This is a genomic window from Bacillus sp. TCT6 (assembly GCF_056033845.1).
This window is the reverse complement of sequence record NZ_JBVYHX010000001.1, coordinates 768,052-781,006: the sequence shown is the minus strand read 5'-3', so window position 1 is coordinate 781,006 and position 12,955 is coordinate 768,052. Positions and strand designations below refer to the sequence as shown.

The 12,955-nt window shown below is 37.1% G+C and carries 12 protein-coding genes; 4 read left to right on the top strand and 8 right to left on the bottom strand.

Translation table 11 applies throughout. The features are described 5' to 3' along the window. Window positions 1-182: 182 nt before the first annotated feature. Window positions 183-1,160, bottom strand: coding sequence for a ring-cleaving dioxygenase (locus tag AC0ONG_RS03890; RefSeq protein ID WP_001072578.1), 978 nt, complete (start codon window positions 1,158-1,160; stop codon window positions 183-185). Between the two features lie 43 nt (window positions 1,161-1,203). Continuing rightward, window positions 1,204-2,148: a ring-cleaving dioxygenase gene (locus AC0ONG_RS03885; RefSeq protein ID WP_000276686.1), complete on the bottom strand. Its 945-nt coding sequence runs from the start codon at window positions 2,146-2,148 to the stop codon at window positions 1,204-1,206. Window positions 2,149-2,639: 491 nt separating this feature from the next. Here AC0ONG_RS03885 and AC0ONG_RS03880 point away from each other — a divergent pair, with 491 nt between their 5' ends. Continuing rightward, window positions 2,640-3,266: a LysE family translocator gene (locus tag AC0ONG_RS03880; RefSeq protein ID WP_000433010.1), complete on the top strand. Its 627-nt coding sequence runs from the start codon at window positions 2,640-2,642 to the stop codon at window positions 3,264-3,266. Between the two features lie 459 nt (window positions 3,267-3,725). On the opposite strand, the gene AC0ONG_RS03875 is transcribed toward AC0ONG_RS03880, so the two are convergent. The 4 genes from AC0ONG_RS03875 to AC0ONG_RS03860 form a co-directional block, all read right to left on the bottom strand. Beyond that, window positions 3,726-4,058, bottom strand: coding sequence for a DUF1904 family protein (locus AC0ONG_RS03875; RefSeq protein WP_001120954.1), 333 nt, complete (start codon window positions 4,056-4,058; stop codon window positions 3,726-3,728). A 301-nt stretch (window positions 4,059-4,359) separates the two neighbouring features. Next, complete coding sequence (gene yhaM / locus AC0ONG_RS03870; RefSeq protein ID WP_000726650.1) at window positions 4,360-5,304, bottom strand: 3'-5' exoribonuclease YhaM; 945 nt, start codon at window positions 5,302-5,304, stop codon at window positions 4,360-4,362. A 41-nt stretch (window positions 5,305-5,345) separates the two neighbouring features. Continuing rightward, window positions 5,346-8,270 carry an ATP-binding protein gene (locus AC0ONG_RS03865; protein WP_136997230.1) on the bottom strand — a complete coding sequence of 975 codons (2,925 nt, stop codon included), beginning with the start codon at window positions 8,268-8,270 and terminating at the stop codon, window positions 5,346-5,348. Next, the gene (locus AC0ONG_RS03860; RefSeq protein WP_000815702.1) at window positions 8,267-9,508 is read right to left on the bottom strand and encodes a metallophosphoesterase family protein; all 1,242 of its coding nucleotides are present in this window, start codon (window positions 9,506-9,508) and stop codon (window positions 8,267-8,269) included. Before AC0ONG_RS03860 ends, AC0ONG_RS03865 begins: the two co-directional genes overlap by 4 nt. 208 nt (window positions 9,509-9,716) lie before the next feature. On the opposite strand from AC0ONG_RS03860, the gene AC0ONG_RS03855 reads away from it, so the two are divergent. After that, window positions 9,717-9,902 (top strand): YhzD family protein, encoded by a 186-nt coding sequence (locus tag AC0ONG_RS03855; RefSeq protein WP_000539552.1) that lies wholly within the window; start codon window positions 9,717-9,719, stop codon window positions 9,900-9,902. Window positions 9,903-9,929: 27 nt separating this feature from the next. On the opposite strand, the gene AC0ONG_RS03850 is transcribed toward AC0ONG_RS03855, so the two are convergent. Further along, window positions 9,930-10,292: a hypothetical protein gene (locus AC0ONG_RS03850; protein WP_000582776.1), complete on the bottom strand. Its 363-nt coding sequence runs from the start codon at window positions 10,290-10,292 to the stop codon at window positions 9,930-9,932. Between the two features lie 154 nt (window positions 10,293-10,446). On the opposite strand from AC0ONG_RS03850, the gene AC0ONG_RS03845 reads away from it, so the two are divergent. Then, the gene (locus AC0ONG_RS03845) at window positions 10,447-10,587 is read left to right on the top strand and encodes a YflJ family protein (RefSeq protein WP_000273536.1); all 141 of its coding nucleotides are present in this window, start codon (window positions 10,447-10,449) and stop codon (window positions 10,585-10,587) included. Between the two features lie 59 nt (window positions 10,588-10,646). Here the strand turns inward: AC0ONG_RS03845 and AC0ONG_RS03840 are convergent, their stop codons facing one another. Then, window positions 10,647-11,633 carry a choloylglycine hydrolase family protein gene (locus AC0ONG_RS03840; RefSeq protein WP_000337586.1) on the bottom strand — a complete coding sequence of 329 codons (987 nt, stop codon included), beginning with the start codon at window positions 11,631-11,633 and terminating at the stop codon, window positions 10,647-10,649. Between the two features lie 149 nt (window positions 11,634-11,782). Here AC0ONG_RS03840 and AC0ONG_RS03835 point away from each other — a divergent pair, with 149 nt between their 5' ends. Beyond that, complete coding sequence (locus AC0ONG_RS03835; RefSeq protein ID WP_086403498.1) at window positions 11,783-12,754, top strand: zinc-dependent alcohol dehydrogenase family protein; 972 nt, start codon at window positions 11,783-11,785, stop codon at window positions 12,752-12,754. The last annotated feature ends 201 nt before the right edge of the window (window positions 12,755-12,955 follow it).

Below are 12,955 nucleotides of genomic sequence, written 5' to 3'. Positions count from 1 at the left end.
TCCTTTTCTATGTATTGAAAAATAATTATCAGAAAATTAAATATTTTAATTAATTATACCAAACTTTTCCTTTTTAATAACTTGAGAAACAATTGTCAGAAAACTTAACAGGACAAATAAAAAAGCAAGCAGTTCCAGCACTCCGCTAAAACTACTTGCTCTCCTACTTACTATCTCTATTTTTACTCTTTAATGAATTCCTTCGTACTTCTCACTGTATCAATTGGACGAACTAATTTTTCAATTTCTTCACGTTTTGGCTCTAGGAATGGAGGTAAAGATAATTTTTCGCCAAGTGTTTCGTATGGCTCATCTCCCATAAACCCTGGGCCGTCTGTTGCAAATTCAAATAAGATTTGTGGTGCAACTCTTGCGTATAATGATTCAAAGAAATGACGGTCTACATAACCAGATGAAGGAAGTCCAACGCTACTGATTCTCTCAATCCATTCTTCTAATACAGCGCGATCTTCTACGCGGAATGCAGCATGGTGAACCGTACCAAAACCTTGTCGTGCTTCTGGAAGAACCGTATTATGTTCTACAACGACAGAAGCACCGTTTCCACCTTTATTTACTTCAAATAAATAGAATTCTCCTTCTTGCGCAACCTCTTTAAATAATAAAACTTTTTCTAGCACTTCTTTGAAGAAACTAAAGTTTGCAATACGGATAAATACAGGTCCTAAACCAGTGATTGCATATTCTAATGGTACTGGCCCGTTTTGCCAAGGTGTACCTGATTCGATTCCTTTATCAAGTTCATCTGAGATTAATTGATAGTGTTGGTCATCAAAGTCAACGAAAGAAAGAGTTTTCTTACCAAATTGCTCTTTAATTCCTGTATGTTCTACTTCAAGACGGTCAAAGCGTTTCACCCAATACTCTAATGCTGCATCAGTCGGAACACGGAATGAAGTTTTTGAAATTTCATTTGTACCGTGTACTCCTTTCGGAACACCTGGGAAGTCAAAGAATGTCATATCTGTTCCTGCACTACCTTTATCATCTGCAAAGAATAAATGATACGTTTGAATGTCATCTTGGTTTACTGTTTTCTTAACTAAACGCATTCCTAAAACGTGAGTGAAAAACTCATAGTTTTTTTCTGCACTACTTGTAATCGCTGTAACGTGGTGAATTCCTTTTAATTGGTTCATTTTATATTCCTCCAATATTTTTTAATTTATATTTTCTCTCCTATTACTTCTCTTCAATAGGTGCTAAATTCGCTTCAATCTCTGCACGCTGATCTTCTAAGAACGGTGGTAAATCAAGTTTTTCTCCTAAATGTTCCACATCTCCATCAACTGTAAATCCTGGTCCATCTGTCGCAATTTCAAAAAGGATTCCGTTTGATTCACGGAAATATAAGCTTTTAAAGTAGAAACGGTCGATGATTCCTGAAGACTGGAAGCCTCTTTGTTTCACCTGTTCTTCCCAATAGGCAAGCTCTGCATCGTTTTTCACGCGAATTGCTAAATGGTGAATGCTCCCTCGGCCCGGCTTTTCAGTAGGTCCATCTAAATATTTCACAACGATTTCTCCAAAATCCTCTCCTTTAATGGATTGAAAAATTGCTTCCTCTTCGCTACGGCTAACCGCTGTATAACCGAACATCTCTGTAAGTGTACTCGACATTTTATCAAGTCTACGAACTGTCATTTCCACAGAACCCATTCCTTGAATTTGATGCTTTGCAGGAACTTCTGATTTCTCCCAAGTTTCCCAGTGCTCTACTTTTTCTCCGTTTGAAACGAGTAGTACTAAGCGAAGACCTTCAGCATCCTCAAATTGTAAAGCAGGACGATTTGCATATGTTGTCATTTCACTATGTTTCACATCAAAATTCTCAAATCGTTCTTTCCAGTAATGTAAGCTTTCCTCTGAAGGAACGAGTAATCCAATTCGAGTAATCGCATTCGTACCGCGATATGTTCTTCCTACTAATGGAATTTCAAAAAATGATAATTCCGTACCTGGACTTCCTGTTTTATCTCCATAAAATAAGTGGTACATTGACGGATCATCTTGATTTACTGTCATTTTCACACGACGTAAGCCAAGCACGTTTTTATAAAAGTGATTATTTTCATTTGCATTTTTCGTAACCATTGAAATGTGATGATGCCCTTTAATTTTATACATTGGTTATTCCTCCGTTTCGTTTTACTAGTCAAGTGATAAATAAAAAAATAATATTTCCCACAACTAATATGGTTTTTAGCTTTTCAATTTATTCTTAATTATGTTTTTGTAAATTCATCTTAGTTTTTACTGTATAAGTTACTTTGTTTTTTAATCGAAAACAACTGAGTGTATGTTTTTCATATGACTCAATCGCTTTCGTTACTATCACTTTACACCTCAAGTGATTGAAAAGCAAGCGAAAAATCTCGAATTCAAGATTTTTTTGTTAAATAACATTTAGGGTGTAAAATCTGATTATTTACGTAATTGACATTCTATTAAAACGCTCATTTACAGAAGAACATTATTCAAGTGAAGCCCTCTATAATTCAATTACAACTCCTTGAAAGCTTATGATACTATCCTGATCACACTTTTTATATTTAATGTTTTAAGGAAAAAAGCTATACTATAAGCGAAACTAAAAATCAGAAAGGAAATACCAGAACATGGAAAATTATATGCTATTTATCCTTACAGCACTCCTTATTATAATGATGCCTGGTCCCGGTTTTGCTTTAGTTACAAAAAACACTATCTCTCATGGTAGAAATGGTGGAATAAAGACCGTCTTAGGAACAGTATCTGGAATGATGATTCATACAATAATGGCTACACTAGGACTCTCTGCTATCTTAATGAAATTTGCTATGCTATTTACATTAATAAAATATGCTGGGGCATTTTATTTAATTTATTTAGCTGTAAAGTCAATTAAAAGTGCCTTTTCTAAAAAAGAAGATATGTCAAGTTCAGTGGAAATAAACTCTAAGGATATTGGAACGGTTAAAAGTTTTAGACAAGGATTTACCACGGCAATCTTAAACCCAAAAACGGCTGTATTTTTCCTTAGTTTTCTACCCCAATTTATTGTGAGTAATCAAAGTCATTTCTTCCAATTTCTTTTGTTGGGATTCACATTTACGACTTTGACAGCAATATGGTATTTACTTTATATCTCTCTAATACGTCAATTAAGAACTTTTTTAAGAAAAGAAAAGGTGAACCGTACAATAGAGGGTATTACTGGCACAGTATTATTAGTATTTGGAGTTAGGCTATTTTTCCAAAAATAAATATGTAATAGAGAGAGTTTAAAACTTTCGGTTTTTCCAATAAATGAATCAATATAAAAAGTATGGCTTTCAAACAGTAAAAAATGAACAAACGGGTGTGTTTGTGGAATAAGCTTCAATAAAATAACCAAACTTTTTATAAAGAAGTGAATCGATTATATTAAAATTGATATAAAGGCGTTATCCTTTCCTATGATTTCTCAGAAAGAATAACGCCTTTTTCTTTTTAGAGGGTATTTTGTCTAGTTAGCTTGATAGCGATGTGGTTCTATCCCTTATAAAGTGAAACTTTAATCAGTGGGGGTTTTGTTCATCCCCCACTGATTATTAGTTGAACCAATCGGGCTTTTACGGACAGTTGATCCCCCACCTAACTTCTTTGCTTCCGCTGAATTTTGAGGTGGGGGTCTTACTGCCCGTTAATGCGGGATAAATGTTACAAAAACATTTATAATAGCTCTAACTTGCACAATGCTTCCCGTTAATATAATACGCTGATTCTGTGAAAACCGTAAATACAACCTCTACTTCTGGAAGTCCAAAATCCATTACATATGTAGTAATGGCCTTGGCAAATCGATCACGAATTTCCTGTCCACGCTCGAACCATTTCACTTCAATAAGAGGAAACGCTTCTATTTCTTCTCCATTGAATACAAACGTAGAACTTGGTAGTTCCAACGTAAAATTATCCGTACCACACTCACAAATCTCTGCGAGCTCTTCTACTAATGGCTTGCTTATGTGTTTTAATTGTTCAGTAGTAATTCCACGAAACACAACATGCGGCATGTGAATCCCTCCTTTAGATAGTTTTATATTTGCTCACATCATAGCACAATTCTCCCACCTTTTAACAAAAATAGATGCTAAACAAGTTTCAACTCTTATTTTTAGGCCTGTTATACAGGCTGAAGCGATTCTAAGTATCTGCCATATTAAAGTTGATATGCTCCCATTCTAGTGGTGAGATATGTTTTAATCGTTCTTCGTTACCCCCATGCGTACTTCTTAACTATTTCATTTAATTTTTAATAAAGAAAACAGCCTCACTAAGCTTTTAGAACTTAATGAGGCCACTTTATTCACACTTTTAATTATGGAACGTCGGTTTATAGAACGAACGATTATCAAGTGCGAAGACACGCTCTGTGTATTCGCCTGGTTTTGTGCGTCCTAATGCGCGGTCCATCATGTTCATTTTTGCATCTAAGTTGTCGATGTAGTGCAGAATTTCTGCTTCTTTTACTAACGGTGGTTTTGGGCTACCCCATTCTGCTTTTCCGTGGTGAGAAAGGACGATGTGTTGAAGAATTAATACTTCTTCTGCATCGATGTTCAGCTCATCTGCTGCTTTACCAATTTCGTTCACCATGATAGAAATGTGGCCTAGTAAATTTCCTTCTAACGTATACGTTGTAGAAATTGGACCAGATAGTTCAATTACTTTACCAAGGTCATGTAAAATAACGCCTGCATATAGTAAGTCTTTATCTAATGATGGGTATAGATTTGAAATAGCTTTCGCTAAATCTAGCATTGATACAACGTGATAAGCTAGTCCAGATACGAACTCATGATGATTCTTTGTCGCTGCTGGATATTCTAAAAATTCATTTTGATGCTTATTTAATAAATGTCTTGTTAGACGCTGAATGTTCGGGTTTCTCATTTCAAATATGTATTGCGTAATTTTCTCAACCATATCTTCTTTTTTCACTGGTGCTTTTTCTACGAAATCCGAGATATCTGTTACTTCATTTTCATTCGCAACACGGATTTGTTTCACACGTAATTGAATACGTCCTTTGTAGTTTAAAATATCACCAGCTACTTTAACGATTGTTTCTGCTACATATTGTTTCTCAACTTCTGGTGATACGTCCCATAGCTTCGCTTCAATATCTCCACTTGGATCTTGTAAGATTACTGTTAAAAATGGCTTTCCATTACTTGCTAGACCTTTTGTCGCTGTTTTAATTAACAAGAAAACATCGACTTGTTCACCAACTTCATATTCTGCAATTTTCTTTTTCATTCGAATTCCTCCACCAAATCAGTTACTTTTAGTATAGCATATTACAACTCATTTTCTTTACGCTTATGTGTTAATTTTATAATCTGTTTTTCTGTAAAATACGCGAGTAAATGCGCATGACATGTAAAGAAGATGACTTGTCTATCTTTTGCGATTTCCTTTATTAGTTCAATCGTTCGATCCGTCCTTACCGCATCAAAGTGCACGAAACTATCATCAATAATAAATGGGTAATCATGTTCAAATGTTTTCGCAAGTGCAAATCTCAGCGATAAATATAACTGCTCCGCTGTCGCTTGGCTTAGTTCATGACTGTAAAAACGTATACCGTCGTTACGTTCAACAACGAACGGCTCCGCCTCTGACGGTGAAAAGATTTTACTATAGCGTCCGCCCGTTAAATAGACGAAATACTCTTCTGATTTTTGTAAAATACGAGGCAGATGCACTTCATGATAATATTGCTTCGTTTTCGTTAATACTGTCTTTGCGGCCGCATAAGCAGCCCACTTCTTCACTTGTTCACGTACTTGCGCTTTTTTCATTTCCCACTCATGCATTAAATCGCCGTACGTACTACCTTCTTCTAAATTCGCAATTTCCATACGATGTTTCGCGATGCGCTCTGTCAATTCTTTCTCTTGCGCCAGACAGTTTTGTACGACTGTAATTTCTCTCTTTAATTTCTCTTCATAACCGTCAGCTTCGTAATGTTCAGCTAATGATAAACTCTTTAAACGCTGTTCTAACAGATCAATTTGCGGTAATAAACGCACTACTTGTTTCTCAGCATCTTCACGTTTTTCCGCCAGTTTACCCGCTTCTAAAAACATCTCTTCATCTGTAGTCTCTGCAATATTCCATAATGCATTTCGTTCTACTAACAGTTGTTTCAATTGTTCTTGCATAAACTCATATTCTTCTTGCCATTCCGCCAGTTTTTCTTTTAACTGCTTACAAGTTTGGCGCTTCTCTTTCTCATTTTGCATACGACTTTGTGCCCCGTGTAGCTTACTATACTCCGCACTACCGATAACAGCTTCTAGTTTCTGTTCAAAATGCGAAATCATTTCATATAATGAAGATTTTCGCGTGCCTTCTTTTTCTAACTCCCGATATAATTGCTGCATTTTTTCAATACGCTCAAACGCTGGCAATATGTGTGCATACGTATAAAATTCTGGGAACATATAGCGCGTTTTATATGCATCTACTTGTTCTCCCGCCTGGAACGTTTCTCTCTCCCATTCCTCATACGATGAAACGACTTTATCATAAGCTCGCTCCATTTGCTGCAATTTATAAGACTCACGCTCAAATAGCTTCCGAATCTCTTCATCTTTTTCTAACTGATAGCGCACAGACAGCGCTTCTTCACTTTGTCTCCCGCCAGCACTTTGCTGAAGAGTAAGAAGCTCTTCTTGTAATCCACTTGACGGATCTTTATATAAAACAAGGGCAAGAACAATCCCTACAAAAACAATAACACTAATAAATAAGAGCGGGCGGTTATCAATAAATAAAATCGTGAATAAAACAAGCGTGTTAATAAGAAGTAACAGAAGACAAACTCTTTGCCACTGCTTTTTCTTTTGCATAGCTGCTCCTGCTTTTTCCTCATACTTGCGCTTCATTCTCTCTGCGCCCATACCGATAAACGCCGCATCTTGGAACGATTTCTCTTTCTCAACTAACGTATTTCGCTCTTCATCAACTAACATTTGTTTCTGAATCTGTCTTATATTTTCTTCTTGTTCTTCTAATTGCTCTTGCGCTACTTTAAAACGATCATCAAGCTGTGCTTTTTGCGTTTCTAATTCACGCGCTTTTTGTACGGTTTGCGTAATTAATTCTTTCGTTGCCAAACTCATGTCAAACGCAAGAACCGCTTCCTTTTCAAAAGTAGCACCAATTTGTTGTTCTAGTTCTGCAATTTCTTCTTTTATATTCGCAATACTTCCTGTCATATCACGCATTTCTTGGCGTGCATTTTCGTAAGACATATGTTGCATACGAAGTTCTTCTACATAACTTTCTTTTTGTAAAAACTCTTCATCTATTTGAATCGAGGCAATTTCCGATTGCACCGTCTCTATTTTTTTATGGAGCGAGTCAACTTGTAATTGGAGCGGCTCCATCTTCGCCTTAATCGCTTCATAGCGCGCCATTCCGTTTACAGGAAACTGCCCGCTCTCATTTTCTAACACTTTCTCATGCGCACGCTTTTCAATAACGAGTGGCTCAAGCGCTGCTAATATTTCATAATCTTGCTTTCGTTTTTCTGCACTCTCTTTCTCCATACGAACAGAAGCAAGTTTCTCTTCACTTTCTTTTAATTGCTCGACTTGTTTTTCATACGTGCCAATTTTCCCTTGCCACTCTTTCATCTTCTCTTCAAGTTTCTTCATCTCTTGCAGTGACACGTTAATTTCCGGTTTACGCCCACTCGGTTTAAAGCGTTGATCCATTTCTTTTTCTAGCTTTTTATCTAACTGTAATAGCGCATCGCTTCCGACTGCACTTGCCGAAAATAAATAATTGCCAATATCCGCTTCGCCGAGCTGATGAATATTTTGAAGACCATGCATATCAAATGAAAAGATCGATTCAAATAAACTTTCATTCATCCCGCTTAATATATCGTTTAAAATTTCCTCGCCGCCCGTTTTCCCGTCTTCAAAATAAACGGTCACCTCGCCAGATGCCGTCTTTGGCAATCGTTCAATTTTCAAACGACCGTACTTCTCTGTTTGTACAGTCATCGCTCCGCCATACTTCCCACCTTCTTTTGGCTCATAACGGCACTGTCCTCTCGTCGGAAAACCGAACAAAATACTTTTCATAAACGAGCGAATTGTCGATTTCCCCGCTTCATTTTCACCGTATAACACCGTCAGTAAGGAAAGATCCATTTCCACATTTTCTAATTTTCCGTACCCATAAATATGGAGTTTTTCAATTCTCATTTTTTATCCCTCTCTTGCTGGAATAATTGCTCTAAAATAATATTTTCTGCTTCCTTTTGAATCTCTTTCTTCTCTTCTTCTGTAAAAGATTCAATACTATTACGCGCTACAGGAGACGTCCAAATGGTGCGCAACACGCCGTCCATATTGGTGAAAGCTTCTAACTCTTTTAGCACACTACCGACGAAATGATTTTCTTCTTTCAAACGCTCGATTTCCGCAAAAGAAACCGTCTCATTTTTCCACTTCATCACATATACGAAATCTTTTCGCTCTTCGCCAGATGCTAAAATGTGAAAAATCTCTTCCACACGCTTTTCGTCACGCAAATAAGGAGAAAGTGGGCCCTGCCCTATGAATACGACAGTTAAAAGCGTCCCTTCCTCTTCTCTTCGGCAATCATTCATCGCAGTTGACATGCTCGTCATAAGTTCATCAACAGTTTCAAGTCCATCAATACAAACCTCGATCTCATCCCATACAACATCTGCCGTATGGAAAAATGAACAGTGCGTTCCTTGTTTCGTAAGTTCAATAAGGTACGCACCCTTCTCACCTGTTTCCTTACGATGACGACCTTGTATGTTCCCTGGATAAATAATGTATGGCTCTTCTGATAAAATTTCACGTTTATGTATATGGCCAAGAGCCCAATAATCAAACTGTTTTTCTTTCAACTCACGAATTTGAAACGGTGCATAGCGATTATGCTCTGCATCTCCTTCCACACTTCCGTGAAGCATGCCAATATGAAAAGGCGCATCACTCATTTTCGTATACTGCGCTGTCATATTATCCGTTACCGCTTGCTGCAAATAACTAAACCCATAAATAGAAGCTAATAGCTCACCATTTTTATAAAATGATTTCTCTTCTACGTAAGGCTCCGTAAACACATGAACATTTTCCGGAAACTCAATCGCTGCCCAGCTTCCTCCTAAATGATCATGGTTACCGTGAATAATAAAAACAGGGATATCGTACTGCGAAAGTCTCTTCATTTGCTCACGCACAAACACTTGCGCCCTCAAACTTCTCGTCTCCGCATCATACAAATCCCCAGCTAGTAATACGAAATCAACGCGCTCTTGAATCGCTTTATCAACAATACGCTCAAATGATTCAAACGTACTTTGCTTCATTCTCTCCCAAACAGACTGCGCAACATTCATCTCCATTCCTTTAAACGGACTATCCAAATGCAAATCAGCCGCATGTATAAACTTTACTTGTTTCACAAATAACGATCCTTTCTATCTTTCAAAAGTTTCATTTTATTAAAATTAACATCGCTGAAAACTAATCATCATCGAGAATGAAAATATTCTCGATGATTAAAGTTTCATTCTATTTTACCACGCAATGTCATATATTTCTTTGCATATTGTAGCGTTTTATGTCAAAATAATTATAAGATTCTGATTTTAATTATTGGAGGGAATTTTCATGGGAGTATACGTTCTAACAGTCTTTGAAAAAGATGGTTCAAAAGCATTAGACGAATCATTCGAGGCGGCAACTGAAAAAGAAGCAAAAGCAAAAGGTGAATCTATTTTACAAGAAAAAGGATTGTATGAAAAAACACATCGCTGTACATCTACTGCAGGTAAGCTCGTTTTATTCCAGCGCTAAAAAAAAGAAGCGTCATCCGCTTCTTTTTCACTCTACTATATCTTCGTCACACCACGTAAACACCACATCTAGAATGCGATTACCAATACGTACGCGTTTATTCCATTTACCTGTTTGGATCTGATGTTGCAATTCAGCTTTCATCTTTTCCGTCCAGTCGTGAATCGTTTCACTACCGTCGTACGGATATACGCCTGGAAACTCTTCCTGCAGTAGATGCAAGCTCTCTGCATCAAAATGAAAATGGAAGAAGTAGTTTGCTGTAAGCGATGGTTCTTGCAATCGTAAAAAATGATCATCAATTTGCTTTCTATTTCTATAGAAAGTAAAGATATTCACTTTACCGCTAGTAATTTGGTCAATTTGAATTTCGTGCTTCTCTATAATCACGTCTTGTCCACCTCGTTGTATACTATCTTTAGTATATATGTCTTTTGCAACAAAGTTAACCATTTTCGCGCGAAATTCATTTCCTTCATTATATTACCTGTACCTCCATATGCAATCAGAACAAATAAAAACAAAGTTGAAGGGGAGCGATCACATGTATTTCGGAAGCAAAGGTTGGTATGTAAAAGAACTTAAAAAATTAGGTATCCGTACTTATGAAGGTAAAAAACTAGAATCGTATCGTACGCATGTGTTATCTAGTTTACTTGAGAGAATGAAGAAGGCTTCGGCTTAATAGAAAAACACCTCCCGAATTCGCATACTAAGTATGCAAATTCAATGGAGGTGTTTTTATCAGTTTTCATAAAAGATTTTTTGCTTCCGCTGGAACGGATACGTTTTAATCTCAACTGTATCTAAATTTTCATTGAATAAATGAATGGCTATAATTTGTCTACAATCGTAAGTATGGTAATAATATGTTCCAGACTCCATACACATTGCACTTGTATAGATAGTATTATCTAATATACCGTCTTCTGTTATTACTGCCCCCTTAGGAACCTCACAATTTGATAAGATATGAAAAATAGCCGATATCCCGTCTTCTTCGTTCTCTATACCTTGAATGTTTTGTTTGCCATATGCTGCCCGCACGAATCTTGATGGCGGGGTGAAATCTCCAGGAAGTCCCATCGATCCGGAACCTTGGCCAAAAGCACTTAATGGTACGTCTCCCCACTCGGTTGGTGCAAATGGCTGCGATTTAAGTCCAATATATTGTCTTAAATTTTGTAAATGCCAATTAAACTCCGGGCTATTAGTCATCACTCCTATTGGATTGTCATACATTTTTATTCCATCAGTTGTCGGCTCAAGTACAATACACTCTCCCCATTTATCTGCTAAAATCCAATGTAGTGGCGGAGTAATCCCTAAAACTGGTAATGGTACATCTATAAGGGAAATGTTATCAACAGATTTTTTTAACTCTTCAACAGAATTAAACTGCGTCAAGCTCCAAGCCACAAAATCAAATGGTGCTAAATTCGTTTTATGGTCATCTATGCTGTTACTATAAGTAGCGAATCCCGGGAAATAGAGAGTGGCACATGTCATACCAGCTTCATTTACTCCGTCCGCCATAATAACCCTTCCTTCATGATTAATTCCCATTCCGACAACAGCCTTTTTCGCTCGGATCGTTTCACCAGTTATATTTTTCCACTGATAACGCCGAGGAATGATTATTACTTCCTGATTCATATCTAATGTGAAATCCATTGTTCTCGCAAAAAGATGCTGGAAATTTTTTGTTTGTAACGTCAAACTAGTACACATGAAGAAATCCCCCCATTTTATAGTTATATACACATTTTATAAAATTCCGATAAATACGCAAATTAAAAAACCTATTTATCACTAACAAAATAACCACCTAAACCAAAAATGCTATAATAAACCCAATCAAACTAAGGGGGCAAATTACTTTGCTTGGAACATGCATTCAATTTCATAAGTTTGGCAATCCAAAAGACGTATTACAAGTTGAATATAAAAATATAGAACCACTGAAAGATAATGAAGTTTTCGTTCGTATGCTAGTTAGACCGATTAATCCATCTGACTTAATTCCCATCACTGGAGCATACGCACATAGAATCCCTTTGCCTAACATACCTGGTTATGAAGGTGTTGGTATTGTAGAAGATGTTGGCGCAGGCGTTACTCGAGACCTTATCGGTAAACGTGTGTTACCTTTACGCGGGGAAGGTACTTGGCAAGAGTATGTGAAGACGTCAGCTGATTTTGTAGTCCCTATCCCTGATTCCATCGATGATTTTACAGCAGCGCAAATGTATATTAACCCTCTTACGGCGTGGGTTACTTGTACAGAAACGTTAAACTTACAACGTAATGACGTTTTATTAGTGAATGCTTGTGGATCCGCTATTGGACATCTATTTGCGCAGTTATCACAAATTTTAAACTTCCAATTCATTGCCGTTACAAGAAATAATAAGCATACAGAAGAATTACTGCGCCTTGGTGCTGCATATGTAATTGATACTTCCACTGCCCCGCTTTATGAAACTGTTATGACATTAACAAACGGCAGAGGTGCAGATGCTGCGATTGATTCTATCGGGGGGCCGGCTGGAAATGAATTAGCTTTCTCCTTACGTCCAAACGGGCATTTTTTAACGATCGGTCTTCTATCAGGAATACAAGTGAACTGGGCCGAGATTGTCACGAAAGCAAAAGTACACGCAAACATATTTCATTTACGACATTGGAATAAAGAGGTATCACCATATAAATGGCAAGAAACGTTTCGTCACTTAATTTGCTTAGTAGAAAATGAGCAATTACGTTTTATGAAAGTCCATTCTACATATGACTTAGCGGATGTGAAAGCGGCAGTTGATGTTGTGCAGTCCGCTGAGAAAACGAAAGGGTAACTAACTGTTACGATTTATTTAACCAATTATAACGAAAGTTAATTAAATATATCAGTAAGCCCTGCTAGTCAAGTGATTGGCTAGTAGTGAGGGTTAACTGCGGGCAATCCCTAAAGCTGATTGAACTACAACGTGGCTAGAAATAGTGAGCGTGAATGTCGCGAAAGCAGAAAAAATCAATCAGATCGTGCAAGGTTAAAT